Consider the following 26740-nt stretch of genomic DNA (forward strand, 5'->3'; position numbering starts at 1 on the left):
CGGATTGCGATCCGGGTTTTTTATTTGTGGTGCGTGTTTGCGTATGAAAAGGATGCCGGCATCAGCCCGAATTCGCCGTACCTTCCCATACGATTTTCCAGCCACGACCATCGTGTTCCCAGTACATCCGTTTACGCATGTGGTTGTTCAGGTTGTTGCTGCGGTAGTCCTGGTCGAACGTGGTGACCCACATGCGTTTGTCGTCAGTGCCGGTAACAAACAGGCTCAAATCGTCCAGCTTGACCTTGGCCCATTGTTTTCCTGCGTTGACGCCGGTTTTTTGGCTCGCCCACTTGTCGAAATTGCTGCCATCTTCACTCACGAAGCGTGGGCTGTATTCATCAAGGTAGCGGCGGGTATTGAGCTTTTCCCAAGCCGTGCGCCAGTCTTCCACTGCCTGCATGGCTTCCTGGTGGCGTGCACGCCAACTATCGGTCGCCAGCCATTCGATTCTTGGCACGATGACCACGGGCGTGACGCCGATCTGCAGGTAATTCGCGACTTCGAGCATTTCCGGATTGGTGAGGGCGACACAGCCGTTGGATGCCCAAGGTGCACGAGCGTAGGTGTCATACGGCACGCCATGCAACCAGATGCCGTGGCCGGTGCGGCCTTCGCGCTTGTCCCATTCGTTGGGGTAGGAAATCGGCCAGGCACCGATGCCGAACAGCGCCGCTTTTTCGCCCATTGTTTTGTCCATCTGCGCACGCGGCATATGGCTGGTAACGAAGTACACGCCGAGCGGGGTACGTTGATCCCCTTCGGTTTGCTTGCCCATGCCGAACTTGCCGATGGTGGCGTAATAGTCGGTCACATAACGTGGCATGCCTTGTTCGTTCTCATACACGTAGATGCGGGATGAGCCGGCATCGACCAGGACGACGTACTTTTGTTTTGGCGACAGGATCAGCAGGGGAGCCGGCAGTTTATCGACGGGCGGAGGTGCTGTTTCGCGCTGATTACGCACCAATGCTTCGCGTCGCAGGTCTTCCAGGCGGTCTGCCGGTGCACTCACGCCGCCACCGATACGCTCAAGCGGCATGGCGCGCATTGCATACAGGTCGGCGGAGAGCAGGTGGGCCAATCGATAGTTCGGCTCTTTTTTGAGCAGCGCATCGACCGTGGCGCGGGCGTTGTTCATCTGGCCGGAGCGGATCGCGTCGATGGCCGATACGATCATTTGCTCCGGCGTGCCTTGCCGGGCGAGGCCGGGGGCTTTTTCGGGCACGATGGAACTCGGCTCGAAGTTGGCGAACTTCGGGCTGGCTGCTGGTGCGACCAGTATGAGCAATACAAAGCAGGGGAGCCGTTTGGCCCATGCAAATAACGACATCGAATCAGGCAATCCGCATTATTCCGATTTGCAGTAACAACGAGAGGCGAAATCTGAAAAACGACAGTCCGAATTCATTCGACAAGCGAAAATGACAAACTATCGTTTTTTACGCGAATTGTGAATCAAGAACCGGCGCGTTCTTCAATAATGAGCCAATGGCCGCCGGATTTCTTCATGATGAGCGTTTTTCCGGTGCTGCTCGACAGCCGTTCGGATTTGTAGCTCTGGCGGAAGCGAACCTTGGCGGTCTCGTCGTCAGTGAAGTCGACGCGGACGTCGCTGATATCCACCTTGATCGACTTCGGCCCGGTAATGCGGTCACGCCGCTCCTTCGCCCATGCATCGAATTTCTGGCCGCCCGGGGCTTTGAACTGATGGCTGTAGGCTGCCAGATAGCCGTTCACGTTTTTCTTTTCCCACGCATTGGCCCAACCATCTACCGCCGCGATCAACTTCTGGCGCTCGGCGTTGTGGTCTTCGGATTTTGCCGGGGCCGGTGTCTCGACGACCGGGGCAGGGGTCGGTGCAGGCGTAGCGATTGGCGCTGGTGTCGCTACTACGGGTTTGGGTGTTGCTTTGGCTGCAACGACGATCGGGGCAGGAGTAACTGCCGCGACCTGCGGTGTTGGTGCTGGCGTTGGTTTGGCCGCAGCCTTGACCACAGCCGTAGCCGGCAGCTTGGGTACGGTTGCGCCGCCTTGGCTGAATAGTTCGCCAACCAGTTTCAGCTTGGTTTGCACACCGTTGTTGTTTTCCAGCTGGAGTGCCTTGCTATACGCCTGGGAGGCCAGTCGGGCGTACAGATCGCCAAGGTTTTCATGGGCGATGGCGTAGCTCGGATTGGTCTGGATCGCCATCTGCAACGCGGCGCGAGCCTTGTCGAGCTGGTTTTGCTGGGCGTAGAGCACGGCGAGGTTGTTGTATGGTTCCGGCAGCTGCGGATAGTCCTCAGACAGGCTGACGAATGCCTTGATCGCTTCATCGGGCCGGTTAAGCTCAGTCAGGGCAATGGCGCGCATGAAGCGGATTTGCGCATCCTTGGGGTTCTTGGCGAGGGCCTTGTCGGCTTTCTCGACCACCGGGCCGAATTGCTTGTTGCGCAGCAACACCTGGATGTCATCGGCGTCGCCAGCGTGTGCGAAGGCGCACAACAGCAGGCCGATCAGGGCGGAGTAACGAAGGCGATGGGGGCGGTGCGCAGGCATTGGGACGGGTTCCGGCAGATCATGCTTGGAATTAAACTTGCGGAGTTTACCAAAACCTAGGTATTGCCGTCTTATGAACCTGTCGGCCGGATTGACGGCTGTCTCGGTCGTCGATCAAGGGAAGGCGGATTGCTTTATGTTCCGGGCTTAGGGCGTATCGCCAATGGCGGCAGTCGGGTCGCCAGCTAGAATTCGATCACTTGTTTTTCTTGAGGAGCTGCCGTGCAGATCAACGTCGTCAACCATCCCTTGGTGCAACACAAGCTTGCGCTGTTGCGCGAAGCGGATGTCAGCACTAACAAATTCCGCCTGTTGACCGCCGAACTCGCGCGGTTGCTGGCTTATGAGGCGACACGCGATCTGGTGCTGGAAGAGCGCACGATTGAAGGCTGGTGCGGCCCCGTAGCCGTCAAGCAGATCAAGGGCAAGAAGCTCACCGTGGTGCCGATCCTGCGTGCCGGGCTGGGCATGCTCGACGGCGTGCTCGACCTTGTGCCGTCGGCCAAGATCAGTGTGGTGGGCCTGGCCCGCAACGAGGAAACACTGCAGCCTGAGCCCTATTTCGAGAAGTTCGTCGGCAATCTGGAAAACCGGTTGGCGATCATCATCGACCCGATGCTGGCAACCGGTGGCTCGCTGGTGGCGACCATCGACATGCTCAAGCGCAATGGCTGTACTGACATCAAGGCGGTAGTGATGGTGGCAGCACCGGAGGGCGTCAAGCTCGTCAACGAAAGGCACCCGGATGTGCAGATCGTCGCGGCCTCGCTCGATAGCCACCTGAACGAGCAGGGCTACATCATTCCGGGCCTGGGGGATGCCGGCGACAAGATATTCGGCACCACCCATAACAAGTAGAACCATCACGACAGCCGGGCAAACGCCCGGCTTTGTCTTGTCCGCGATTTGTAGAAATTGGAGGAAGAGAAACAATGCTGCAAACCATAAAAACGGCCGTCTCCGGCGCACAGATCCTGTTCGTCGCGTTCGGCGCGCTGGTGCTGGTGCCCCTGCTCACCGGCCTGAACCCAGCGATGGCGCTGTTGGGCGCGGGCGTTGGGACACTGTTGTTCCAGCTGGTGACCAAACGTCAGGTGCCGATTTTTCTTGGCTCCTCGTTCGCCTTCATCGCACCGATCATTTTTGCCATGCAAACCTGGGGCCAGGCGGCAACGCAATTCGGCTTGTTCGCAGCCGGCTTCATGTATTTCGTCGTGGCGGCCATCGTTAAATGGCGCGGCATGGCGCTGATTCACCGCATCTTGCCGCCGGTCGTGATCGGGCCAGTGATCATCGTGATCGGCATGTCCGTCGCGGTGGCCGCCTCCGGCATGGCGATGGGGCAGGCCGGCGGTCATCAGGTGATCCCGTACACCACCTCGATCCTGCTGGCAGCGATTTCGCTGGCGACGACGATCGTGGTGGCGGTCTTTGCCGGTGGCATGTTGCGGTTGGTGCCGATTCTCTCCGGCGTGGTGGTCGGCTATATCGCCGCGGCGCTGTTGGGCGTGGTCGATCTCCAGCATGTGGCGAATGCCCCGTGGTTCGCGGTGCCGCATTTCGTCTCACCGGAGGTGAATTGGGCGGCGGCGCTGTTCATGTTGCCGGTGGCGATTGCCCCGGCGATCGAGCATATCGGCGGTGTGATGGCGGTCGGCAAGGTCGCCGGCAAGGACTTCACCGAGACCCCTGGCCTGCATCGCACGCTCACTGGTGACGGTCTTGGCGTCTGCTTTGCCGGCCTGATCGGTGGCCCGCCGATCACCACCTATGCCGAAGTGACCGGCGCGCTGATGATTACCCGCAACTTCAACCCGGTGATCATGACGTGGGCGGCGGTGCTGGCGCTTATTCTGGCGTTCTTCGGCAAATTCAACGCCGTGCTGCAATCGATTCCGATGCCGGTCATGGGCGGCATCATGGTGTTGTTGTTCGGCACCATCGCCAGCATTGGCTTGAAGACGCTGATCGATGCCAAGGTCGATCTGATGGAGCCGCGCAATCTCGTCATTGTCGCAGTGGTGCTGACCTGCGGCATTGGCGGGCTCACGCTCAAGATCGGCGCGTTCAATATGGTTGGCGTCGGTCTGGTGAGCTTGCTCGCGATCCTGCTGCATCTGGTGCTGCCGTATCAATCGGCGAGTCATGAGGGGATTGCCGAAGGGCAGGACATCTAGGGCGCTGGTTGACTCCGGCGTCACTCAACAAAAAGCGGCCGAAAGGCCGCTTTTTGTTTCTACGAGCAGAGCGCTCAATTCACTAAAGGCTTATCCGGCGACGAACAACAGCGCAATTAGCGAGGACAGGATCGCCCATGCGCCGACCCCGATCCACATCACCAGATAGGTCATGTCGCGCACATCGTCATCGCGATCCTTGCCCAGCATCACCGGGATGCCGTGGTAGACCAATGCGCAAGCCAGTACGAGGCCAGTGACGGCGCAAGCAATGTTGAACGGCAGGAAGGGCACGAACAGCGTCAGCGACGATAACCACATCGGTACGGCAGCCACGGCGGCGAGCAGGTAGCTGCCGTCGTAATCGCTATGCGCCATGTGTGCCTTGGCGAGCTGGCGGATGATCCAGGCCATGCCCGGCACCGTGATCATTTCCGCGACGAAGAACACAGCGGCGAGGGTTTCCCAGCGCCCCATGGCGGTACTGCTGTAATACGCACCGTGGAAGTTGCCGGCATACAGCACCATCAACACCGGCAGCAGGGACAGCGGCAAGACCAGTTTGAAGAAGATGTTTTGCTCCCGTGGCTTCGCGGTATGCAATTCATCCCAGCCGTCATGAAAGGAGGTGAGCATGTGAGGGTAGGCGGAAGCTTTCATTGGGAACCTCCTCTATGAGAGCGTTTGCCGTAGTCGCCGAATTGGCGGCCTATGGCATTAGCTTAGACCCAGGCGAAGTACTTGATTTCCTTCGTTTTCTTCCATTCATCGGATCATTCCCGCCGTGCGCGGCCGCCGTCGGCAGGCCCTTTCCGCTACAATCCGTCCTTTGAATCCGCGTTCCCGCCCCAAGTCATGAGCAACGAGCTACCGGTCAGCAACTTCATTCGCCACATCATCGACAGCGATCTCGCTTCTGGTAAGCGCACCAGCGTTGTCACGCGCTTCCCGCCTGAGCCGAACGGCTATCTGCATATCGGCCACGTCAAGGCGATCAATATCAACTTCGGCATCGCCCAGGATTACCAGGGTCTGTGCAATCTGCGGATGGACGATACCAATCCGGAGAAGGAAGAAGACGAATATGCTGCCGCGATCGAAGCAGACGTGCATTGGCTCGGTTTCAAATGGAGCGGCGACGTACGCCACGCCTCCGATTACTTCGACCAGCTCTACGCCTATGGCGAAGAACTGATCCAGTCCGGCAAGGCTTTTGTGTGCGACCTCACGCCGGAAGAAGTGCGCGAACATCGCGGCGACTTCGTCAAACCGGGCAAGGAAAGCCCCTACCGCAACCGTACCCCGGCAGAAAACCTCGATCTGTTCCGCCGCATGAAGGCCGGCGAGTTCGCGGACGGCAGCAAGACCTTGCGCCTGAAGATCGACATGGGTTCGCCCAACCTCAACATGCGTGACCCGGTGATCTACCGCATCAAGCGCGAACATCACATCAAGACCGGCGACAAGTGGTGCATCTACCCGATGTACGACTACACCCATTGCATTTCGGATGCGCTGGAAGGCATCACTCACAGCCTGTGCTCGCTCGAATTCGAAGACCACCGCCCGCTGTACGACTGGGTGCTGGACAACATCACCATTCCTTGCCACCCGCAACAAATCGAATTTTCGCGGCTGGAAACGCTGTACGTCGTCACCTCCAAGCGTAAGCTCAAGCAACTGGTGGACGAGAATCTCGTCACCGGTTGGGACGACCCGCGCATGCCCACCGTCACCGGCATGCGCCGCCGTGGCTACAGCCCGGAAGGCCTGCGCCTGTTCGTGCAGCGCGCCGGTGTCTCCAAGACGCCGAACGTGGTCGATTTCTCCGCCCTGGAAGGTGCTGTACGTGAAGAGCTGGAAGAATCCAGCCCACGCGTGATCGCCGTGCTCGACCCGATCAAAGTCACTCTCACCAATTTCGAAGCCGGTGTTACCACCAGCCGGACCGCACCGTTCCACCCGCACCATGCCGAATGGGGCGAGCGCGAAGTGCCGATTGCCCCGGTGATCTACGTCGAACGCGAAGATTTCGCCGAAGTGCCGCCTGCTGGCTGGCAACGTCTCACGCCGGGGGGTGAAGTGCGTCTGCGTTACTCCTATGTGATCAAGTGCGACGAAGTCATCAAGGATGCCGCCGGCAACGTGATCGAACTCAAATGCAGCCTCGACCCGGCCACGCTCGGCCAGAACCCGGTGGGCCGCAAGGTCAAAGGCGTGATCCACTGGATCTCCGCCGAACACGCCATTCAAGCCGATGTGCGCCTGTACGACCGCCTGTTCACCGAAGCCCGCCCGGATGCGGTGCGTGGCGAGGATGGCCAGTACGTCGACTTCAAGCAATTCATCAATCCTGAATCGCTCAAGACCGTTACTGCCTATGTCGAAGCCAGTGTGAAAGATGCCCCGCCGGAAACACGTTACCAGTTCGAGCGTCTTGGCTACTTCGTGACTGATCGCAAGGAGCATGTGCCGGGCCAGAAGCCGGTGTTCAACCGCACTGTCACGTTGAAGGACACCTGGGCGGCCAAGGAGGCCAAGTGATGACATGGCTGACGAAGGGCGTGGCAGCGGTCTTTTGTCTGTGTGCCGTGACCGTCTTTGCGGAAGATGCGAAGCCGGTCAGCAAGCCCGCCATCTACAAGGGCGAGCGCGGTCTTGCACCGGTGCCGGTCGTCTATGACTACCTGAAAGACCGCATCGCCGACGAGCGCGGCTTTGGCGACTATAAGTCGCTGACGATCAATCAGGTCGCGACTTCAGACGATGGTGAGCATGTGCGTGTCGAAGTGGTCATGAATGGTTTGCAGGACGACTCGGTCGCCTCGCAACGCTACCAACTCGGCATGAGCGTGGGCGATAACGGTTGGGAAATCGACAGCGCCCGGCAGGATTGGAAGTGCAAGCGTGGCGGCAAGGGCTGGACGCAATGGCCGTGCAAGTAAGCGGTGGCAGGAATTAGGTTGAACCCCGTAAAAACGGGCGGCATTGCCGCCCGTTTTGATGTTGGATATTTGGCGAATTGAAGAGGCAGGCATGAGCGAGCAAGAAGCGCAAAGACTCAGCAAGCGGCAACTATTTCAAGCCTTCTGGCGGCTGACGAAACCGTATTGGACGTCCGACGAGAAGTGGAAGGCGCTCGGCCTGCTCGCGCTGGTGGTCGCCCTGAACCTCGGCAGCGTGTTCATGAGTGTCCAGTTCAACAGCTGGTACAACGTGTTCTACAACACGCTGCAGAACTACGACACGGCCGGGTTCTGGGCCTCGATCACGAAGTTCACCTGGCTGGCGGCGATTGCCATTTGTATTGGCGTCTATGCACTGTATCTGCAGCAGATGCTGCAAATTCGCTGGCGGCGTTGGTTGACCGAGTCCTTCATTTCGCGTTGGACAAACAGCCAAACCTATTACCGGTTGGCGCTGACTGATCACGGTACCGATAACCCCGATCAACGGATTGCCGAAGACGTTAGTCAGTTCGTGGAGATGACGCTGGGCATCACGCTGGGCCTGATGAACGCGGTGGTGACTTTTGTTTCCTTCGTGGCGATCCTGTGGGCACTATCCGGCCCGTTGAAATTCCATTTGAGTGGCGTGGAGATCAACATCCCCGGCTATATGGTGTGGGTGGCAATCATTTATGCGTTGATCGGTTCCACGCTGACGGTACTCATCGGCAAACCGCTGGTTGGCCTGAATTTCCAGCAGCAGCGTCGTGAAGCGGATTTCCGCTTCTCCTTGATCCGGGTGCGGGAAAACGCCGAATCGATTGCGCTCTACAAAGGTGAGCCGCAAGAGCGAGCCGGCTTGAAAGACCGTTTTATGTTCGCCTACCACAACTTCTGGCAAATCATGCGCATGACCAAGCGCCTGACTTGGTTCACCTCGTTCTGGGGGCAGCTGGCGATCATTTTCCCGATGCTGGTTGCCGCGCCGCGTTACCTTGCCAAGGAAATCCCGCTGGGTGGGCTGATGCAGATCAACTCGGCGTTTGGCCAAGTTTATGGTGCACTGGATTTCGTTATTGGCAGTTTCGGCACGCTGGCCAGGTGGAAAGCCGTCATTGATCGTCTTTCCACCTTTGATGACGGCATGAAGGCCGCGACCGCATTGCCCGTTCTGATGCCGAAAGACGTGCCGGCTGGCGTGCAGGTGCAGCAGCTTGTGGTGAATAAGCCGGACGGCAGCAAATTGTTTGAAGACCTGGGCCTATCGCTGGTCGCTGGCGAAAGATTGCTGGTGCAAGGGGTATCGGGCAGTGGCAAGAGCACCTTGTTGCGCACGCTGGCCGGTATTTGGCCCTATGCCGAAGGCAGTCTGGAATATGCCAAGCATGATGGTGTGCTCTTCCTGTCACAAAAGCCCTATATGCCACAAGGTAGCCTGCGTGATGCCTTGTCCTACCCCGGTGAGACGATCACGGATGATGCCGCGTTGCGTGCAGTACTGACCAAAATGAAGCTGGAGCCCTTCATTGACGTACTGGATGAAGTCCGGCCTTGGTCGCACACCTTGAGCCTCGGCGAACAACAACGCATCGCCATCGCCCGCGCCCTCTTGCGCAAGCCGGCGCTGCTGGTGCTGGACGAAGCCACGTCCGCCATCGACGAAGCGACCGAATCAACGCTTTACCAAGCACTGATTGAGCAATTGCCGGACAGCATCCTGATCAGCGTCGGCCATCGCTCGTCACTCAAGCAATTCCACAACCGTTTCCTCGATTGCCAGGGCGAAGGCCGCTGGGCGTTGGCCTGATATTGACTGCCGGCCGCCTGGGCGGCCGGTCTGGATGACTGCTATGACCGCTTTTAATACCACGTTGAAAAACGATACTTTCCTGCGCGCGCTGCTGCGTGAGCCGACCGAATACACCCCCGTCTGGCTGATGCGTCAGGCCGGGCGTTACCTGCCGGAATACCGTGCCACCCGCGAACGCGCCGGGTCGTTCCTTGATCTGTGCAAATCGACTGAACTGGCTACTGAAGTCACGCTGCAGCCGCTGGAACGCTTCCCGCTCGATGCCGCCATCCTGTTCTCGGACATCCTGACCATCCCGGATGCGATGGGTTTGGGGCTGTATTTCGCGGAAGGCGAAGGCCCGAAGTTCGAGCGGCCGCTGCGCGATGAAGCGGCGATCAAGGCGCTGGCGGTGCCGGATGTGGGCACTGAGCTGAAGTACGTGACGGATGCCGTGTCGTCGATCCGCAAGGCGCTCGATGGCCGCGTGCCGTTGATTGGTTTTTCCGGCAGCCCGTTCACGCTGGCGTGCTACATGATCGAAGGCGGCGGTTCGGATACCTTCAGCCGCGTTAAAACGCTGATGTACGACCGGCCGGAGCTGCTGCACCACATCCTCGCCATCAACGCGCAAACGGTGACGGACTACCTGAATGCGCAGATCGAAGCCGGCGCGCAGGCGGTGCAGATTTTCGATACCTGGGGCGGGGCTCTGGCGTTCGGCAAGTATCAGGAATTCTCGCTGGCTTATATGCAACGCATTATCGCCGGGCTGACCCGCGAAAAAGACGGCCGCCGTGTGCCGGTGATCGTGTTTACCAAGGGCGGCGGTCTGTGGCTGGAAGAAATCGCTGCATCCGGTTGCGATGCGGTCGGTCTGGATTGGACGGTGGATTTGGGCGATGCCCGCCGCCGCATCGGCGACAAAGTGGCGCTGCAAGGTAATTTCGACCCGAATGCCTTGTTCGCGTCGCCAGCCGCAATCGAAGCGGAGGTAGCTCGGCTACTGCGAGCTTACGGCGCCGGCAGCGGCCACGTCTTCAATCTCGGACACGGCATCAGTCAGTTCACCAATCCTGAGCATGTGACGGTTCTTGTCGATTCGCTGCATCAATTGTCTAGACCATACCACCAGTGAGAATTCACATTGCACAACAAGGACTTGGCGGACTTTTCTCAAGCGACGCGTTGGATATGGCCGCTAAGTTATGCACAGTTCTGGAGCGTAAGAAACAAGGGCTGTCAATACGTTGGCAGCAGTTTGTTGAAATATCAGCAATATTTCCAAGTTGTTGATTTAAAACGATAAATTTAGTCGGTTTAAAAAATAAGCAATCTAGCCGCAATCTAGCCCCCACGTGGCTTCGGGGCACATAGTCCCAAGCTGCCCACAAAATTATCCACAGGTTCTGTGGATGGTTCCCAGTGTGAAAATATTCTTACGGCATGACCGATTTTTTTGCCTCCGTCGCGCTTGACGTCCCACTTGGCCGCAGCTTCGATTACCGGGTTCCGGGCGAGCTGCCGCAGGTTGGCGCACGGGTGATCGTTCCGTTCGGGCGGCAGCGTTTGTCCGGCATCGTCACTGCGATTTCGGATGTCGCCCCCGACTTTGCCAAGGTTCGCAATATCGAAGCCGCGCCTGGCGATATGCCGCCGCTGCCACAAGATGTGCTCGCGCTATGCCGCTTCTGCGCTGATTACTACCTCGCGCCCTTGGGGCAAGTGCTGGCCGGTGCGATTCCGGTCGCGTTCCGCCAGCCTAAACCGTGGTCGGGGGCGGAAGCGGAGCTGGCTTTTGTGGCGAACGATGCAGATGCCTTGCTCGCCAGCGTTTCGCCCCGCGCCCGCAAGCAGCGGGAACTGGCCGAACTGTTACGTGAACCGCACCGGCTGGACGTGATCCGCGCTGTTGCTGGCGATGCGGGCCGCTGGCTCAGGGAATGGATTGAGGCGGGTTTGGTCGCTGCCGTTCCTTATGAGCCAGCCGCCGTCGAGTTACAGCAGCTTGGCGCAAAGCCGGAGTTGACCACGCAACAGGCAACCGCCGTTTCGGCTCTGGCCGCTGCCAAGGGTTTCCAGCCGTTTTTGCTGTTCGGCGTGACCGGCAGCGGCAAGACCGAGGTGTACCTGCGGGCCATTGAGGCCTGCCTGGCCCAAGGCCGGCAAGCGCTGGTGCTGGTGCCGGAGATCAACCTCACGCCGCAACTTGAACAACGTTTTCGCGCCCGCTTCCAGGCGGAAACCATCGTCAGCCTGCACAGCGCCCTGGCGGATGGCGAGCGCACGCGCAATTGGCTGCAGGCCGCCCGTGGCGAGGCGCGCATCGTGCTGGGCACGCGGCTGTCGGTGTTTACGCCGTTGCCGACGTTGGGGCTGATTGTGGTCGACGAAGAACACGACACCTCATACCGCCAAGCGGAAGGCGTGCGCTATTCGGCGCGTGATCTGGCGGTGTACCGCGCCCGCTTGCGGGACGTGCCTGTGCTGCTCGGTTCGGCCACGCCCAGCCTCGAAAGCTGGAAAAACGCGCAGGAAGGCCGTTATCGCCGGCTGGATCTGAAACAACGCGCGGTTGCCGGTGCGGTCGCGCCAAAGATTGAGTTACTGCCAACCGGGCGCATCCATTTGCAAGACGGGCTGCATCCGCTGGCGCTGGATACCATTGCCAGCACACTGAACGCCGGTGGACAGGCGCTGGTCTTCATCAACCGCCGTGGCTATGCGCCTGTGCTGTCGTGCCGGGATTGCGGTTGGGTGTCCAATTGCCGTCGTTGCGACGCCAAGCTGGTACTGCATTTGTCGGAGCGGCGGCTTCGCTGCCATCATTGCGGCTACGAATCGGCAATTCCACCGGCATGTCCGGATTGCGGCAACCAGGATTTGCAGCCGTTGGGGCAGGGTACGCAACGGATCGAAGATGCGCTTGCGGCGCGCTTTCCAACTGCAACGCCGCTGCGGATCGACGCCGACAACACGCGGCGCAAAGGCAGTTTGCAAGCCATGCTGGACAAGGTGCATTCCGGTGAGGTGAACCTGCTGGTCGGCACGCAAATGTTGGCGAAAGGGCACGATTTCGCCAATCTGCAGCTGGTGCTGGTGCTGAATGCCGATGCGGGGCTGTTTAGCGTCGATTTCCGTGCCGAAGAGCGCATGTACGCCCAGCTGTTGCAAGTCGCCGGCCGCGCTGGCCGTGCCGGGCAACCGGGGCGGGTGCTGATTCAAACGCAATACCCGGAGCATCCGTTCTACGGTTCGCTGATCCGGGGCGACTATGCCGCATTTGCTGATGAGCAATTGGCTGTGCGGCAATCCTTGCAGCTACCGCCGTTTAGCCACTGGGCGATGTTGCGGGCCGAAGCCAAGCAATTGCCGCGCGCGATGGCGCTGTTGAAAACCGCGCAGCATGAATTGGCGGCGACGGGCCTGACCGTAAATGACCCGATACCGGCCTCGCTGGTGCGCAAGGCCAATGTCGAACGTGGGCAGCTGGTATTGGCTGCCGCACAGCGCGGTATTTTGCAAAATGCGCTCAGCCAATGGCTCAATAGCGCACCTATTCCATCGGGCGTTCGCGTAACGGCCGATATTGATCCGCAAGAGTTTTGAATTCCCTGAAATACCGGAGCACTTCCATTGAATGATTCAACCCTGCTGCAACTCTTGAACGCGCGCTTTGCCGCTGCCTTTACCGCCGCCGGCGCGCCCGGCGCCAACCCGGTGATCCAGCCGGCAGCCCGCCCGGAATTCGGCGATTACCAAGCCAACGGCGCGATGGGCGCGGCCAAGCAGCTCAAGAAAAACCCGCGTGAACTGGCGCAAGCGGTGATCGATCACGTGGACGTGAGCGGCATTGCCGACACGCTGGAAATCGCCGGCCCCGGTTTCATCAATATCAAGTTGTCCGACGCCTTTCTCGCCAGCCGCGCCAATGCTGCGCTGGCCGATGCCAAGCTTGGCGTGCCGTTGCCGGCCAAGCAGACCGTCGTCGTTGATTACTCCTCGCCGAATCTGGCCAAGGAAATGCACGTCGGTCATCTGCGCTCGACCATCATTGGCGATGCGCTGGCGCGCCTGCTGGCCTTCCTTGGCCACGATGTCGTTCGCCAGAACCACGTGGGCGACTGGGGCACGCAGTTCGGCATGCTGACCGCCTATCTGGTCGAGCAGGATCGCGCTGGCAACACTGCCATCGCCCTCGACGATCTGGAAAACTTCTATCGCGCCGCCAAGGTGCGTTTCGATGCCGATCCGGCCTTTGCCGATACCGCCCGCGAATACGTGGTGAAACTGCAAGGTGGCGACGCGCAAGTGCGGGCGCTGTGGCAGCAATTCCTCGATGTATCGCTGTCGCATTGCGAAGCGATCTACCGCAAGCTCGGCGTGCAGCTCACGCGTGCTGACGTGCGCGGCGAATCGGCCTACAACGACGACCTGCCGCGCGTAGTGGCGGACCTGCGCCAGCAAGGCTTGCTGGTCGAAGATCAGGGCGCGCAAGTCGTGTTTCTGGATGAATTCAAGAACAAGGAAGGCGAGCCGGCGGCCTATATCGTGCAGAAGCAGGATGGTGGCTATCTCTACAGCACCAGCGATCTGGCGACCTTGCGTTACCGCAGCGGTACGCTGCACTGCAATCGTTCGCTGTACGTGGTGGATGCACGCCAAGGCCTGCACTTCCAGCAGCTGTTCACGCTGGGCCGCAAGGCGGGCTATGTGCCGGCCGACATGCAACTGGAGCACGTCGCCTTCGGCACCATGATGGGCGAGGACGGCCGGCCGTTCAAAACCCGCAGCGGCGATACGGTGAAACTGGTGGAGCTGCTGGACGAAGCCGTCAGCCGCGCTCATGCGCTGGTATCGGAAAAGAACCCGGATCTGGATGAAGCAACACGCCAGCAGGTGGCGCAGGCCGTCGGCATCGGCGCCGTGAAGTACGCCGATCTCTCCAAGCATCGCACCAGCGATTACGTGTTTAGCTGGGATTCCATGCTGTCGTTCGAAGGCAATACCGCGCCGTACCTGCAATACGCCTGCACACGGATCGCTGGTGTATTCCGCAAGGCCGGCGAACTGGCGGTGGATGCGCCAATCGCGATCACGGAGCCGGCCGAGCACGCATTGGCATTGGAGCTGGCCCGCTTTGCCGACGTGGTGAACGCCACGGCCGCCGAAGCGTTGCCACACTTCCTCTGCGGCTATCTCTATCAGCTCGCCACGCAGTTCATGCGCTTCTATGAAGCCTGCCCGATCCTCAAGAGCGAAGGCACGGTGCTGGCAAGCCGCCTGCAGCTGGCCAAGCTGACCGGCAAGACGCTGGAGACCGGTTTGGGGTTGCTGGGGATTGAGGCGCTGGAGGCGATGTAAACGCTTGAGCGGAATCCCTGTAGGAGCGAGCTTGCTCGCGATGGCTGCGGTGGATCATTCGATGCTGCTATCGCGAGCAAGCTCGCTCCTACAAGAATCTCACGCATGTGCCTTTCTCTTGCCTCGATGTGGTTCAAACTCTGACTTGCAAAACCCGACTTCGGTCGGGTTTTTTGTTGTCCTGCGCTTGTATATCCCGCCACACCCGCCGGTCTGGCAGGCACTTCAATTCCCGTCCAGGCGATCGATTGCCCGCTGCTAGATTGCAGTCATACACATGCGGGAGACGGACATGGACACGATGGGGGGATACCTGTTGCAGGCGCTGCACCGGGAAGGGGTGCGCCACGTATTCGGCGTGCCGGGCGATTACATCCTGCGTTGGTACCAGTTGCTCAGCCAGTCGAACCTGAAGCATGTCGGCACTAGCCGGGAGGACTGCGCGGCGTTTGCGGCGGATGGGTATGCGCGCTGCCATGGACTGGGCGCACTGGCCGTGACATATGGCGTGGGGGCGCTGAATGTGGTCAACGCCGTGGCGGGGGCGAATGCGGAATCGTCGCCGGTAGTGGTGATCAGCGGTGCGCCGGGCGTGGCCGAGCAGCGGCAGAATCCGCTGCTGCATCACCGCTTCGGGCCGTTCTGCTTCCAGCGGGAGATTTTCGAGCGGATGACCTGCTACGCCGCCGCGCTGGATGACCCCTTGCTGGCACGACGGCAGATCGACCGTGCGTTGGAGCTGGCGCAACTGCATCACAAACCGGTGTATCTCGAATTGCCACGTGATCTGGTCGATGCCGAGCTGCCACCGGCGCTGTCGCCCCCCACTTCCTCTGCGCCGATTAGCGATTGGGATGCCCTGGAAGAAGCTGTGGCCGAAACGCTGTCTTTGCTGGCCAAGGCAAAATCGGCGGCCGTGCTGGCCGGGTCTGAGCTGCATCGTTATCAATTGCAGGATGAACTGACGCAACTGGTTGAACGTGGCGCACTGCCGGTGGCCGCTACGCTGACCGGCAAATCGGTGATTGCCGAGCGCCACCCGGCTTATATGGGCATCTACGAAGGCGCGATGGGCGGTGCACGCACGCGTGAGTTGATTGAACGCGCCGACGTGCTGCTGCTGCTCGGGGCGACGCTCAATGATGTCGATCTGGGCATCTTCACCGCCAAGCTCGACGTGCAGCACATGGTGCAAGCGACCGCGGATGGGGTACAGATTCATCATCATCGCTATACCGGCGTGCCCCTCGGCGATTATGTGCGGGCACTGACGGCGGGTATTGAGCGCAGCGGGCGGAGCTTGCCGGTGGTCGAGCCCCCGCTGGCCGCCATCGGTTTCCCGATCACCAGCCAGCCGATGACCGTGGCGCGGCTGATTGGCCGCCTGAACGACACCCTGCCGCAAGACATGATCGTGGTTTGTGATACCGGCGATTGCCTGTTTGCCTCGCTGGAATTGCGCGTGCACGCCCGTACCGCCTTCCTGGCTTCGGCCTTCTACACCACGATGGGGTTTGCCGTACCGGCATCGCTGGGGGCGCAGCTGGGCAGCGGTCGTCGTCCGCTGGTGTTGGTGGGCGATGGTGCCTTCCAGATGACCGGCACCGAGCTGGCCACTGCGGCGTGGAAGGGACTCAACCCGATCGTGATCGTGTTCAACAACGCCGGTTACAGCACCGAACGCTTCATTCTGGATGGACCGTTCAACGATATTCCGAGCTGGCAGTTCCATCGGCTGGGTGAGTTGTTCGGGCCGCTGGCGGGGTTCGATGTGCATGACGAAGAGAGCTTCGATAGTGCGTGGCGCTCGGCGTTGGCGCAGACGGATCGGCCGTCGCTGCTCAATGTGCATCTCGCACCGGATGACCCATCCCCGGCCATGCGACGTTTGGGTGAGCATTTGGGGAAACGGGTGCGGGCGGGGTGAGGTTCCATCCCCTCTCCCACTTTCCCTGAACAAGGCTAAAGCCTTGCACGGGATGGGAGAGGGGAGAAGCTTTGCTTCACAGCCAGCCCCCGTGCCACAAACCCATATACCCCACCCATATATAAGCGCGTTATTATGCTTACGGCGTAAGTAGCGTGGTCTCGCGTTCGCGTTGGTCATGGCATTGCCGTACGCCCGCTCATAACCGGCTTATCAAGAATAAATAGGGGATAGCAAATGAGTCTGTTCGCCGCGCTGGACAAAAGTCACAGCATCGCGTCACCACAGTTCAATCGATGGTTGATTCCGCCGGCCGCATTGGCGACTCACCTCTGTATCGGGCAGGCGTATGCCTTCTCGGTGTTCAATGCGCCGCTCAATAAAGCGCTGGGCTGGAGCATTCCAGACCTGGGCTGGATTTTCTCGCTGGCAATCGTCTTCCTGGGCCTGTCGGCCGCGTTTGGTGGCAAATGGCTGGAGCGGGTCGGCCCGCGCGCCACCATGTTTACCGCCGCATTGTGCTTTGGCGGTGGCTTGCTGATTTCGGCGCTGGGCGTGCACTTGCATCAGCTCTGGTTGCTGTATCTCGGTTATGGCGTGGTGGGGGGCGTTGGTCTGGGGCTGGGCTATGTGTCGCCGGTTTCCACACTGATCAAGTGGTTCCCGGATCGCCGCGGCATGGCGACGGGTATGGCCATCATGGGCTTCGGTGGTGGGGCGATGATTGGCGCACCGCTGGCGGTGATGCTGATGGATAAATTCAAGAGCGCTGATTCGTCCGGCATTGCCGAAACGTTCGTGGTGATGGGGCTGGTGTACACCGTGTCGATGCTGATTGGCGCGTTCACGGTACGGCTGCCGGCACCAGGCTGGAAACCGGCCGGGTTCGTGGAGAAGGAAAGCAGCAACAAGCTTTCCAGCGAGCAATTCGTGCATGTCGATGATGCGCACAAAACGCCGCAGTTCTGGTTGCTGTGGGCGGTGCTGTGCCTGAACGTGACCGCTGGCATCGGGGTGTTGGGCCAGGCGTCGCTGATGATTCAGGAAGTGTTCAAGGGGTCGGTAACGCCTGCCGCTGCAGCGGGCTTCGTCGGCTTGCTGTCGCTGTTCAATATGGGCGGGCGCTTTGTGTGGTCCAGCGTGTCCGATTTGATCGGTCGTCGTAATACCTACCTGATCTTCTTCCTGCTGGGTGCGGTGTTGTATGCGCTGGTGCCGTCAGCCGGGGCGGCTGGCAGCGTGGCGCTGTTCGTGCTGCTCTACGCGGTGATCCTGTCGATGTATGGCGGCGGTTTTGCCACCATCCCGGCGTATCTGTCCGATGTATTCGGCACGCGCTTTGTCGGCGCGATCCACGGCCGCTTGCTCACTGCCTGGTCGCTGGCTGGCGTGCTGGGTCCGGTAATCGTCAATTACATGCGCGACTATCAGATCGCCCATGGCGTTGCCAAGGCATCGGCCTACAGCAGCACCATGTACGTGATGGCGGGTTTGTTGATCGTGGGCTTTATTTGCAACGCGTTGGTGAAGAGCACCGATGCGCGCTTTGTGACCAAGGAGGCTTTCGCATGAGTTCGCAGATCAAGGGCATTGTCTTGTGGCTGTACGTGTTGCTGCCACTGGCTTGGGGGGTATTCCAGACCATCAAGAAGACGCTGGCGCTGTTTAGCTGATTGCGTTGTCTGATCGTCCCCAATAAAAACGCCCGGCTCATTGGCCGGGCGTTTTTATTGGGGCGTACCCCTTGGTTCATACGACTCAGTTCAAGATGCCGCCATCGCGGCTGATCACGGTCAGGTCGACAAATTGCGAGCCGTTGTGGCTGGCGTTGGAGAATCGGACCCGGTAGCCGCCCAGATCGTAATCACCAAGGCCTTCGAGCGCGCTGACGAGTTTTTCCCGCGTCAGGCCGTGGCCGGCCCGCTTCAGCCCTTCGACCATTACCCGCGCCCCGATATAGCCTTCCAGGCTGGGGTAGTCGACGGTGTTGACGCCGGCTGCTTTCATCACCTTCACATAGTCCATCGTGATCGGTTTGGTCGGGCTGTAGGGCGAGGGCATCACTTGCGACACGATCAGGCCACTGCCATTGCGCTGTAGCTCGGTAATCAGAGCCTCGGTGCCGACGAAGCTCACGTTGTAAAACGGCCCGATAAAGTTCTGCGCCCGCGCAGCGGCCACAAAGGCGGCGCTGGATTTATACGCCGTCACCATGAACACCGCGTTGGCCGGCTTCTTGACGACCAGTTCATCCACCGCCTTGGCCACATCGACGCTATTACGTTGCACGGTCGCCAGCGCCTGGATGGTCAGGCCGTGCTTGCTGGCGGCGGCTTGCATGGCGGTCAGGCCGGCTTTGCCATAGGCATCGTTCTGGTAGAAAACGTTCACGGTCTTCATGCCCATCTTGACCATGGATTCGGCGATTTCCTCGGCTTCATCGCGATAGCTGGCGCGCACGTTGAATACGGCACGATTGAGCGGTGTGCGCAGGCTATCGGCACCGGTAAACGGGGCGATGAACGGGACGCTGGCTTTGGAAACCAGCGGCAGTGCGGCATTCGATGTGGGCGTGCCCACGTAGCCGAACAGTGCAAACACCTGCTGGTTGTCGATCAAGGTCTTGGTGTTGGCTTCGGCGCGATCCGGCTCGTAGCCATCGTCGAGCGCCACCAGTTTGATCTTGCGGCCATTCACGCCGCCGTGCTGGTTGATCCAGTCAAAGTAGGCCTTGGCGCCGCGATTCACGCCTTTGCCAAGCTCGGCGGCCGGGCCGCTCATGGCAGCCGATTGACCAAGCAGAATCTCACTGTCCGTGATGCCGGTCTCGGCATGGGCGGATATCGCCAGCACAGCCAGGCAAGCCAGCCACAAGGCTCTTAGTCGTTTTCTCTGCATACTTTTTTCCTCATTACTCATTGCGCAATATTGCTGAATGCATTTAGCAAGTCGATTCCAGATCGACCGGGCAACTTGGCTGCTTCGTTGCCATGTCATGAAATGCTGATATACCGGGCGGGCGCGCTGCTGGCAATCGGGAGGAGACAGACGTGTTTGTATAAAAGGAAAAAGCCCGATGGAAATCGGGCTTTTGGGACTGCTTGAGCGAGAGGGGGATGGCCGAGCGGGTGGCTCAGAAATGCCAGCGGCCCGATACGCTCACCGTGCGCGGTGCGCCCGGCATGTTGTAGTCGTCCGCGCCGCTGTGGCCGGCAACGTAGTACTTCACATTGGCAACATTCTTCAGCATCAGGTTCGCATCGAATTTTTTGCCTTGGTAAATCAGGCCGATGTCGCCCACCGTATAGCCCGGCAGCCGCACGGCATTGCCGGCGCTGGCATAGCGCTCACCCACGTAACGCACGCCAGCAGTGGCATAGCAGTTGCCGCCGAGCGCTTGCTTGAGCCAGGCGTTGGCGGTGTGGCGCGGTGTGAGCGATGGGCGCTTGCCGGCCAGACCATCGCTGGCTTCCTTGATGATCGCATCCAGATAGGCGTAACCAATGCTGGCCTCCAGCCCTTGGCGCAGCTGGCCGGCGAGCGACATCTCAACGCCGCGGCTTTGCTGGCGGCCGACCGGGATGTAGCGCGTTGCGTCGGTCGGGTCGCCAGTCAGCATGTCTTTCTTGTCGATCTGGAACACGGCCAGCGTGGCGCTGGCGCGGCCATCGAACAGATCGGCCTTGGTGCCGAATTCATAGGCGGTGGTTTGTTCCGGTTTTAGCTCGTCGCTATTGCTGCGGAAGGTGTAGCTATCGGCCAGCGGCTGGAACGATCGGCTGATCGAGCCATACAGCGAGACCGCCGGCGTCACTTCATAAGTCACACCGAGGCGCGGACTCCACACGTTGTCGGTGCGTTCCAGATCAAGGTTGGCGGCGGTCAGGTCATCGCGTTTCTGGCGGATATGGTCGAAGCGCACGCCGGCGAGGATTTTCCAGTGGCCGACGCTGATCAGGTCTTGCAGATAGGCGGCGCTGACATCGATATCGGTCACGTTGTCGTTGGACGGCTTGCCAGTGGTCGACATCGGGCCAAGCACTTTGAGCTGCGGATTGAACAAGTTGTACGTCGCCACGTTGCTCTTGCTCCACAAGCGCTCGGTCTTGGTTTGCTGGCTGAGTTCGATGCCGGTCAGCAGATCATGGCGCAGGCCGCCGGTGTCGAAGGCGTGGCTGAGTTCGGACTGGCTGAACCAGCCGTTGTCGGCGCGCAGTCGTTTGGACTGCGAGATCGTGACGGTTGGCGTGGCGCCATCGGTGATCTTCTGGATATTGGTGTAATTGCGCGAGAGATCGTATTGGTAGTGGCGCACCAGCTGCTTGAAGTGCGTCTCCGCCGCGATATCGTGCTCCAGCGTTGCGGTTTGCGAGGTCACCTTGGAGTCGATAAAGGTATCGTCGCGCCCGTCGGCCGAGCCGTAGTAAGTCTCGATCGGCACATCGACCGGCCAGCCGTGGTAGCCCGGTACGCCTTGGTCGGCCAGGCGACGGTCGTGCAGGTAGTCGGCTTGAACGAGCAGGCGGGTGCGGTCGGTCAGCTGTAGCGCCAGCGACGGGGCGATGGCTTCGCGATCGAGAAAGCTTTGATTGCGGAAGCCTTCGCTACGCTCGTATGCGCCGGTCAGGCGGAGCTGGGCGGCTTTGCCGGCGGCACCGACATCGACTTCGGCACGTTTTTGACCGAACTCGTCGAGTTGCACGCCGACTGTCTGTTCCGGCGTGGCCGTCGGTTTCTTGGTGATGCGGTTGATCAGGCCGCCCGCCGAGCCGCGCCCGTACAGCACTGAGCCCGGCCCTTTCAGGACTTCGACGCGTTCGATGTTGGACAAGTCGCGGAAATAGAGCGCGTCGTCGCGCACGCCGTCGATGAATTGGTCGTTGATGGCGGTGAAGCCACGGATGGTGATCTGGTCACGCTGGCCGTCGCCGACGCTCTGGCCAATGCCGACCACGTTGCTGAGTGCATCCTGCATCGATGTGGCGTTCTGATCGTGCAGTAGCGCCTGATTGATCACGTTCACGGTTTGCGGCACGTCTTTCAGTTCCAGCGGAATGCGCGTGGCGGTGCTGCTGACCGGCTCGGCATAGCTGCCGTTGGCCTGGGCGGTGACGTGGACTTCCGGCAGGGCCGTGTCTTCGGCATGGACCACGCAGGGAAACAGGGTGAAGCCCAGCGCAATGGCTTGGGCGAGGGGATGCAGGCGGGTTTTCATGTTGCGATGAACCTTGGGATCGGGCTTTCTGGAATGGATGTGCAGCGGGCTGGCGCCGGTGTTTGCAGCCGATACAGCCCTGGAAGGGCGAACCTGTGCGGGTTACTGCGGCTTTTCTTCGGGCCGGCAAAGGCGCAGAATGTAATGGGAATAATTCCTATTTGCAAATATTACAATCAATCATGTTCGCGAAATCATCCAGATCCTTATCCCGCTTCTTGCCCGTTACCGCCGCCCGATCCCGCCCACCCCGTTTCCCCGTCTGTCATGCAAGCCAGGAGCTGCGTCATGAAGGCGCTTAAGCCCGCTGCGCTGTGGCTGCATCGGCAGCTGGGCTTGTATCTGTCACTGTTCATGATCGTGCTGGGGCTGACTGGCGCGTTGATGGTGTTCAAGCCGGAAATCCAGCGCTTGGGGACTCCCGTTACGGCTTCCGTCGTTGGAGCGCCTGCCTACCAAGCACTGCTCGATGCCGTGCGGACCCGTTACCCACATGCCACGATCAACCTGCGTTTCGCCGCTGATCCGGGGGCTCCCGTGCGCGCGTTTGTGCGCGTCGGCGAAGAAAAACGGGTGATGACGCTGGTGGCGAGCTCCGGGGCGGTGCTCAACGATGCCGGTTCTGGCGACGGTTTCTTTCCGTGGCTGCTCGCCTTGCATGAGGCCCTGCTGTTGGGCGAGGAGGGCAAGACGGCCGTCGGCATCATCGGCATCGGCCTGCTGCTTTGCGTGCTGGCCGGCTTGATCTTCTGGTGGCCGCGCCGCTGGCGTGGCGCGCTACGCCTGCATCCCGACACCGGTTCGTTGTCCTGGCACAAGAGCCTGCACCGGTCGGCTGGTGCGCTGGCGGCGGTTTTCTTGTTGATGTCGGCGCTGACCGGCGCGCTGCTGGTGTTCTCGAAGCCGGTACAAGGCTGGATCGATCAAGCTGCTGGTGAGCGAGCGGCCCCCAGGCTCAAGGCCTCGCCGGGCAAGGCGCTGCCACTGTCGGAACTCGTCGCCAGTGCGGATCGAGCGTTGCCGGGCGGGCGGCTGGTCGATATCCGCATACCAGCCAAACCCGGTGAGCCGTGGCAATTCCGCAAGAAATTGCCGGGCGAGATGCACCCGAACGGGCTCAGCGTGGTACAGATCGATCCGGCCAACGGCCACGTGCTGCGTAGCGAGCCGATCGACCGCGCGCCAGCTGGCCGGCGGTTGACGCAGTGGGTGTATCCGCTGCACACCGGCGAACTGGGTGGGCTGCTGCTGCGTTGCCTGATGTTTGCCGGCGCCCTGGCTGGCATTTACTTCGGCGCGACTGGCTTGTGGATGTGGTGGGCGCGTCGCCGTCGCAAAACTGCATCGCTGGCAGGCCAGCAGCACGTTGCGGCGTGATCGGGCGTATTTGAGGGTCTGAAATGGCAGAAGCCCGGCATTGGGCCGGGCTTCTGGTGAGGCATGCCGCTGATTACAGCGCGGCTTCGTCGGTCTCACCGGTGCGGATGCGGACGACGCGTTCAACTGGCGTTACGAAAATCTTGCCGTCACCGATCTTGCCGGTGTGGGCCGCTTTCACGATGGCCTCGATGGCTTGATCGACCAGATTGTCGGCAACCACGACTTCCACTTTGGTCTTGGGCAGGAAATCGACCACGTACTCCGCACCACGGTACAGCTCGGTGTGGCCTTTCTGGCGGCCAAAGCCCTTGACCTCGGTCACGGTCAGGCCGGAAATGCCCAACTCGGAAATCGCTTCGCGCACTTCGTCGAGTTTGAACGGCTTGATCACTGCTTCGATTTTTTTCATTGTTATCTCCTTGCGCGTTGGCGACAGGTCAATTGGCGGTGAAAGCAGTATAGCGCGCCCAGAAAAAACGGCGTCGAGCGACGCCGTTTTACGCTGACCAACTGCAGCCGGATTAAGCTGCAGCGAAGTGGCGTTTACTTCTTCTTGACCGGGGTGACCGATGCCGCCGGTTTGGCCGGTGCTGCCGGTGCCGCGCCGGCCTTGCCGCCAACGCTGACTTCAGCGGCGATCTTCTTGTAGGTGGCTTCCTTGATGCCCGGCACCTTCTGCAGGTCTTCCGTGGTCTTGAACGGGCCGTTCTTGGTGCGGTAATCGATGATCGCCTTGGCCTTGGCCGGGCCGATGCCCTTGATGGCCTCCAGTTGCGGTGCGGTAGCGGTGTTAATATCCACCGCGGCGAAAGCGCCGGCGGCCAACATGAATGCGCCGATCAGCGCGATAAACCATTTCTTCATTTTTACGACTCCAATGTCATTGCGGGTTGCACGCGGCAATTGCGCGTGGAGCGAATATTAGTACGTGTCAGCTTCGATTCAGTTCATATGGTGAATATTTCCGCAGGACAGTCGGTTTCTCATTACGAGAATTTTCCGGTTGGCTCCGTTTTACTGCCAAAATGCTTTCGCAAGCCGGTAGCCAGCATCTATCACTTCGCTCGTCATGCCGATGACCTCGCCGATGAGGGCGATGCAACATCGGCCGAGCGCCTGGCCGGGCTGGCGCAATGCCGGGCCGAGCTGGCGCTGATCGATGCGGGCGCAATGCCGCAGACGGCCCGTTATCAGGCACTGGCGCAGACCATCAAGGAATACGGCGTGCCGCTGGCGCTGTGCGGCGACTTGCTCACCGCCTTCGAGCAGGATGTGGTGAAAACACGCTATGCCGATTTTGGCGAGGTGGTGCAGTACTGTCGCCATTCCGCCAATCCGGTCGGGCGCATCCTGCTGCATATTTTCGGCGCGACCGATGAGCGCAATCTGGCGATGTCAGACGGCATTTGCACGGCCCTGCAGCTGATCAATTTCTGGCAAGACGTCGCGGTGGACTGGCAGAAAGACCGGGTTTACCTGCCGCAAGCCGATCTGGCGCGTTTTGGCGTGAGCGAAGCGCAGATCGCCAGCGGCCAGGTCGATGGGCACTGGAAGCAGTTGATGGCGTTCCAGGTCGACCGTACGCGGCGGATGCTGAAAGCGGGCGCGCCGCTGGCGAACATTCTGCCGGGGCGGATTGGCCTGGAGTTGCGGCTGACGGTGCTTGGCGGCGCGGCGATTCTCGACAAGCTGGAGGCATCCGGCTACGACATGTTCAACCATCGCCCCAAACTCGTCGCCGGCGACTGGCCGCGCATGTTCTGGCGCGCACTCACCCGCAAATGATGGAGTGCAAGTAATGGCACGCAACGGGCAAATTGGCACGCGGGAAATTCGCGCGGTGCAAACACTGCTGACCGGGCGTAGCTGGCCGGCGCGTATCGGTGCCATCGTGGTGCTGGTGGTCTTCGCGTGGGGCTGGTGGAACCACGGCAGCGGTTCAGCCACGTCAGGCGCAATGGCGGCGGGGCAGGTGCTGAGCGGGGAAGTTGTCTCGGTCACCGATGGCGATACCGTCACCTTGCTGGATGGGGAGCAGCGGCAATACAAGCTGCGCCTGGCCTTTATCGATGCGCCGGAGAAAAGCCAGCCTTTCGGCCAAGCCGCCAAGCAACATCTATCCGATCTGGTGTATCGCAAGCGAGTCAGCGCGACGGTGATCGATGTGGATCGCTATCAGCGCGGTGTGGCCGTGATCGACGTGGCCGGTGCATCGGCGAACTATGCGCAGGTCGCGGCGGGGCTGGCTTGGCACTATCAGCGCTATGCGCGGGGCAAGCAGTCGTCAGGCGAGTTCGATCGTTTTGAAGTCGCCGAATCCACCGCGCGACAACAGCAATCCGGTCTGTGGCAGGATGCCAATCCGACTCCCCCGTGGGACTACCGCCGCGCACAGCGCAGCGCGGATTGATTACCAAGGGATTGCCGAGGGATTTTTGCGGGATTACTTGCTCGCCGGGGCGGATGCCGGTGCGCTTGCGGTCTTGGCCGGGGCCGGGCTCTTCGGCAAATAAAGGTCGCCCTTGAAGCCGCAACCGGCGATGAATGCAGTGGCGATCAAGAGTGTGATCAGCGGAGAGACGGTGGGGATGACAACACGCATGGTCGTGGAATGATGGCAAAATCGGCATGATACGCCGCTCCTCCCTCCCTCATGTGACTTCCCAATGACTGAATCCGAATTCCTCGATCTGACCGACGCCGTCTTTACCCGCATCGATACCGCGCTTGAAACCGCAGGCGTGGACGCCGAGACCCTCTTGGCGGGCAATGTGCTCGAAATCGAGTTCGATGACGGCAGCAAGATCATCGTCAACCGTCACGTGCCGAACAAGGAACTATGGATTGCCGCCAAGAGCGGTGGCTTCCATTACCGCAACGTGGATGGAACCTGGCGCAATACGCGCGACGAGGGCGAATTTTTTGCTGATCTCGCCGCTGCGGTCAGCCTGCACGCCGGTGAGGCGTTTCAGTTCTGAGCCTGCTCGCAGATTGGGGCTGGCTGGGCGGCTTGTTCGCTTCGGCTTTTCTCTCCGCGACCTTGCTGCCGGGGAACTCGGAGGCGGCGCTGGCCGCCTATCTGCTCAAGTGGCCGCAGCAACTCTGGCCAGCCCTGCTGATCGCAACTGTTGGCAATAGCCTGGGCGGCGCAGTGACGGTCTGGATGGGGCGACGGATTCCGACCGGCCAAATGCCTCGTCGCGTCGAGCTGCTGCAACGCTGGGGCTCGGTGCTGTTGCTGGGCACTTGGTTGCCGGTGATCGGTGATGCGCTTTGCCTGGCCGCCGGCTGGTTGCGTTGGCCGTGGCGGCGGATCTGGCCTTGGCTGATTCTGGGCAAATTTGCCCGCTACGGCCTGATTGCTTTAGCCAGCCATGCATGGCTGGTTCATTGATTTGA

General features: G+C 60.4%; 22 protein-coding genes and 1 pseudogene. 15 read left to right on the forward strand and 8 right to left on the reverse strand.

The features are described 5' to 3' along the window. Positions 1-61 precede the first annotated feature (61 nt). Both BR41_RS04485 and BR41_RS25380 read right to left on the reverse strand, forming a co-directional pair. A complete protein-coding gene (locus tag BR41_RS04485; protein ID WP_169741248.1) occupies positions 62-1291 on the reverse strand; it encodes a L,D-transpeptidase family protein in 1230 nt (409 codons plus the stop codon). A gap of 167 nt (positions 1292-1458) precedes the next feature. Further along, positions 1459-2541, reverse strand: a complete 1083-nt coding sequence (locus BR41_RS25380; protein WP_035053255.1) for a L,D-transpeptidase Cds6 family protein — start codon at positions 2539-2541, stop codon at positions 1459-1461. 222 nt (positions 2542-2763) lie between these two features. Here BR41_RS25380 and upp point away from each other — a divergent pair, with 222 nt between their 5' ends. Together upp and BR41_RS04500 are read left to right on the forward strand one after the other, a co-directional pair. Beyond that, on the forward strand, positions 2764-3399 hold the full coding sequence (gene upp / locus BR41_RS04495; protein WP_035053257.1) for a uracil phosphoribosyltransferase: 636 nt from the start codon (positions 2764-2766) through the stop codon (positions 3397-3399). Between the two features lie 74 nt (positions 3400-3473). After that, a complete protein-coding gene (locus BR41_RS04500) occupies positions 3474-4718 on the forward strand; it encodes a uracil-xanthine permease family protein (protein ID WP_035053259.1) in 1245 nt (414 codons plus the stop codon). 90 nt (positions 4719-4808) lie between these two features. Here BR41_RS04500 and BR41_RS04505 read toward each other — a convergent pair whose 3' ends face one another. Continuing rightward, positions 4809-5378 carry a YIP1 family protein gene (locus BR41_RS04505; RefSeq protein ID WP_084186834.1) on the reverse strand — a complete coding sequence of 190 codons (570 nt, stop codon included), beginning with the start codon at positions 5376-5378 and terminating at the stop codon, positions 4809-4811. Positions 5379-5573: 195 nt separating this feature from the next. Here BR41_RS04505 and BR41_RS04510 point away from each other — a divergent pair, with 195 nt between their 5' ends. The 8 genes and pseudogenes from BR41_RS04510 (at position 5574) to BR41_RS04545 (ending at position 18419) form a co-directional block, all read left to right on the forward strand. Continuing rightward, positions 5574-7262, forward strand: coding sequence for a glutamine--tRNA ligase/YqeY domain fusion protein (locus tag BR41_RS04510; RefSeq protein ID WP_035053262.1), 1689 nt, complete (start codon positions 5574-5576; stop codon positions 7260-7262). After that, a complete protein-coding gene (locus tag BR41_RS04515) occupies positions 7262-7663 on the forward strand; it encodes a hypothetical protein (RefSeq protein WP_035053264.1) in 402 nt (133 codons plus the stop codon). The genes BR41_RS04510 and BR41_RS04515 overlap by 1 nt, the downstream gene beginning before the upstream one ends. Before the next feature lie 91 nt (positions 7664-7754). Further along, positions 7755-9473, forward strand: a complete 1719-nt coding sequence (locus BR41_RS04520) for an ABC transporter ATP-binding protein/permease (protein WP_035053266.1) — start codon at positions 7755-7757, stop codon at positions 9471-9473. Positions 9474-9516: 43 nt separating this feature from the next. Continuing rightward, positions 9517-10593: a uroporphyrinogen decarboxylase gene (gene hemE / locus BR41_RS04525; RefSeq protein ID WP_035053269.1), complete on the forward strand. Its 1077-nt coding sequence runs from the start codon at positions 9517-9519 to the stop codon at positions 10591-10593. A 308-nt stretch (positions 10594-10901) separates the two neighbouring features. After that, positions 10902-13064 carry a primosomal protein N' gene (locus BR41_RS04530; protein ID WP_035053272.1) on the forward strand — a complete coding sequence of 721 codons (2163 nt, stop codon included), beginning with the start codon at positions 10902-10904 and terminating at the stop codon, positions 13062-13064. 27 nt (positions 13065-13091) lie between these two features. Next, positions 13092-14819: an arginine--tRNA ligase gene (argS, locus tag BR41_RS04535; RefSeq protein ID WP_051710138.1), complete on the forward strand. Its 1728-nt coding sequence runs from the start codon at positions 13092-13094 to the stop codon at positions 14817-14819. A 292-nt stretch (positions 14820-15111) separates the two neighbouring features. After that, entirely contained in the window at positions 15112-16746 is a 1635-nt protein-coding gene (locus BR41_RS04540) for an alpha-keto acid decarboxylase family protein (RefSeq protein WP_211251657.1), read from the forward strand. Positions 16747-16983: 237 nt separating this feature from the next. Continuing rightward, positions 16984-18419: pseudogene (locus BR41_RS04545) on the forward strand (L-lactate MFS transporter). Between the two features lie 85 nt (positions 18420-18504). Here BR41_RS04545 and BR41_RS04550 read toward each other — a convergent pair. Further along, entirely contained in the window at positions 18505-19644 is a 1140-nt protein-coding gene (locus BR41_RS04550) for an ABC transporter substrate-binding protein (RefSeq protein ID WP_035053277.1), read from the reverse strand. A 235-nt stretch (positions 19645-19879) separates the two neighbouring features. Beyond that, the gene (locus BR41_RS04555; RefSeq protein ID WP_035053280.1) at positions 19880-21961 is read right to left on the reverse strand and encodes a TonB-dependent receptor; all 2082 of its coding nucleotides are present in this window, start codon (positions 21959-21961) and stop codon (positions 19880-19882) included. Positions 21962-22249: 288 nt separating this feature from the next. Here BR41_RS04555 and BR41_RS04560 point away from each other — a divergent pair, with 288 nt between their 5' ends. Beyond that, a complete protein-coding gene (locus tag BR41_RS04560) occupies positions 22250-23338 on the forward strand; it encodes a PepSY-associated TM helix domain-containing protein (RefSeq protein ID WP_035053282.1) in 1089 nt (362 codons plus the stop codon). 73 nt (positions 23339-23411) lie between these two features. Here BR41_RS04560 and BR41_RS04565 read toward each other — a convergent pair whose 3' ends face one another. Together BR41_RS04565 and BR41_RS04570 are read right to left on the reverse strand one after the other, a co-directional pair. Continuing rightward, complete coding sequence (locus BR41_RS04565) at positions 23412-23750, reverse strand: P-II family nitrogen regulator (RefSeq protein WP_035053284.1); 339 nt, start codon at positions 23748-23750, stop codon at positions 23412-23414. Positions 23751-23884: 134 nt separating this feature from the next. Next, positions 23885-24205 carry a ComEA family DNA-binding protein gene (locus tag BR41_RS04570; protein WP_035053287.1) on the reverse strand — a complete coding sequence of 107 codons (321 nt, stop codon included), beginning with the start codon at positions 24203-24205 and terminating at the stop codon, positions 23885-23887. 87 nt (positions 24206-24292) lie between these two features. Here BR41_RS04570 and hpnC point away from each other — a divergent pair, with 87 nt between their 5' ends. Both hpnC and BR41_RS04580 read left to right on the forward strand, forming a co-directional pair. Beyond that, positions 24293-25126, forward strand: a complete 834-nt coding sequence (gene hpnC / locus BR41_RS04575) for a squalene synthase HpnC (RefSeq protein ID WP_035053289.1) — start codon at positions 24293-24295, stop codon at positions 25124-25126. Positions 25127-25139: 13 nt separating this feature from the next. Next, positions 25140-25751 (forward strand): thermonuclease family protein, encoded by a 612-nt coding sequence (locus tag BR41_RS04580; RefSeq protein ID WP_035053292.1) that lies wholly within the window; start codon positions 25140-25142, stop codon positions 25749-25751. A 33-nt stretch (positions 25752-25784) separates the two neighbouring features. Here BR41_RS04580 and lptM read toward each other — a convergent pair whose 3' ends face one another. After that, positions 25785-25943 carry an LPS translocon maturation chaperone LptM gene (gene lptM, locus BR41_RS23995; protein ID WP_156970562.1) on the reverse strand — a complete coding sequence of 53 codons (159 nt, stop codon included), beginning with the start codon at positions 25941-25943 and terminating at the stop codon, positions 25785-25787. A gap of 64 nt (positions 25944-26007) precedes the next feature. On the opposite strand from lptM, the gene cyaY reads away from it, so the two are divergent. Both cyaY and BR41_RS04590 read left to right on the forward strand, forming a co-directional pair. Then, on the forward strand, positions 26008-26319 hold the full coding sequence (gene cyaY, locus BR41_RS04585) for an iron donor protein CyaY (RefSeq protein WP_035053293.1): 312 nt from the start codon (positions 26008-26010) through the stop codon (positions 26317-26319). A 23-nt stretch (positions 26320-26342) separates the two neighbouring features. Next, positions 26343-26735 carry a YqaA family protein gene (locus tag BR41_RS04590; RefSeq protein ID WP_245615808.1) on the forward strand — a complete coding sequence of 131 codons (393 nt, stop codon included), beginning with the start codon at positions 26343-26345 and terminating at the stop codon, positions 26733-26735. The last annotated feature ends 5 nt before the right edge of the window (positions 26736-26740 follow it).

The organism is Andreprevotia chitinilytica DSM 18519 (genome assembly GCF_000711875.1).
GTDB classification, from domain to species: Bacteria; Pseudomonadota; Gammaproteobacteria; order Burkholderiales; family Chitinibacteraceae; genus Andreprevotia; species Andreprevotia chitinilytica.

Excerpts from the sequence above, each read along its gene's own strand:
- BR41_RS04505 (WP_084186834.1), bottom strand. The coding sequence starts at position 5,378 with ATGAAAGCTTCCGCCTACCCTCACATGCTCACCTCCTTTCATGACGGC.
- BR41_RS04565 (WP_035053284.1), bottom strand. The coding sequence starts at position 23,750 with ATGAAAAAAATCGAAGCAGTGATCAAGCCGTTCAAACTCGACGAAGTG.
- BR41_RS04520 (WP_035053266.1), top strand. The coding sequence starts at position 7,755 with ATGAGCGAGCAAGAAGCGCAAAGACTCAGCAAGCGGCAACTATTTCAA.
- BR41_RS04500 (WP_035053259.1), top strand. The coding sequence starts at position 3,474 with ATGCTGCAAACCATAAAAACGGCCGTCTCCGGCGCACAGATCCTGTTC.
- BR41_RS04515 (WP_035053264.1), top strand. The coding sequence starts at position 7,262 with ATGACATGGCTGACGAAGGGCGTGGCAGCGGTCTTTTGTCTGTGTGCC.
- BR41_RS04510 (WP_035053262.1), top strand. The coding sequence starts at position 5,574 with ATGAGCAACGAGCTACCGGTCAGCAACTTCATTCGCCACATCATCGAC.
- hpnC (WP_035053289.1), top strand. The coding sequence starts at position 24,293 with ATGGTGAATATTTCCGCAGGACAGTCGGTTTCTCATTACGAGAATTTT.
- lptM (WP_156970562.1), bottom strand. The coding sequence starts at position 25,943 with ATGCGTGTTGTCATCCCCACCGTCTCTCCGCTGATCACACTCTTGATC.
- BR41_RS04550 (WP_035053277.1), bottom strand. The coding sequence starts at position 19,644 with ATGCAGAGAAAACGACTAAGAGCCTTGTGGCTGGCTTGCCTGGCTGTG.
- BR41_RS04530 (WP_035053272.1), top strand. The coding sequence starts at position 10,902 with ATGACCGATTTTTTTGCCTCCGTCGCGCTTGACGTCCCACTTGGCCGC.
- BR41_RS25380 (WP_035053255.1), bottom strand. The coding sequence starts at position 2,541 with ATGCCTGCGCACCGCCCCCATCGCCTTCGTTACTCCGCCCTGATCGGC.
- cyaY (WP_035053293.1), top strand. The coding sequence starts at position 26,008 with ATGACTGAATCCGAATTCCTCGATCTGACCGACGCCGTCTTTACCCGC.
- hemE (WP_035053269.1), top strand. The coding sequence starts at position 9,517 with ATGACCGCTTTTAATACCACGTTGAAAAACGATACTTTCCTGCGCGCG.
- BR41_RS04540 (WP_211251657.1), top strand. The coding sequence starts at position 15,112 with ATGGACACGATGGGGGGATACCTGTTGCAGGCGCTGCACCGGGAAGGG.
- BR41_RS04570 (WP_035053287.1), bottom strand. The coding sequence starts at position 24,205 with ATGAAGAAATGGTTTATCGCGCTGATCGGCGCATTCATGTTGGCCGCC.
- BR41_RS04560 (WP_035053282.1), top strand. The coding sequence starts at position 22,250 with ATGAAGGCGCTTAAGCCCGCTGCGCTGTGGCTGCATCGGCAGCTGGGC.
- BR41_RS04580 (WP_035053292.1), top strand. The coding sequence starts at position 25,140 with ATGGCACGCAACGGGCAAATTGGCACGCGGGAAATTCGCGCGGTGCAA.
- BR41_RS04555 (WP_035053280.1), bottom strand. The coding sequence starts at position 21,961 with ATGAAAACCCGCCTGCATCCCCTCGCCCAAGCCATTGCGCTGGGCTTC.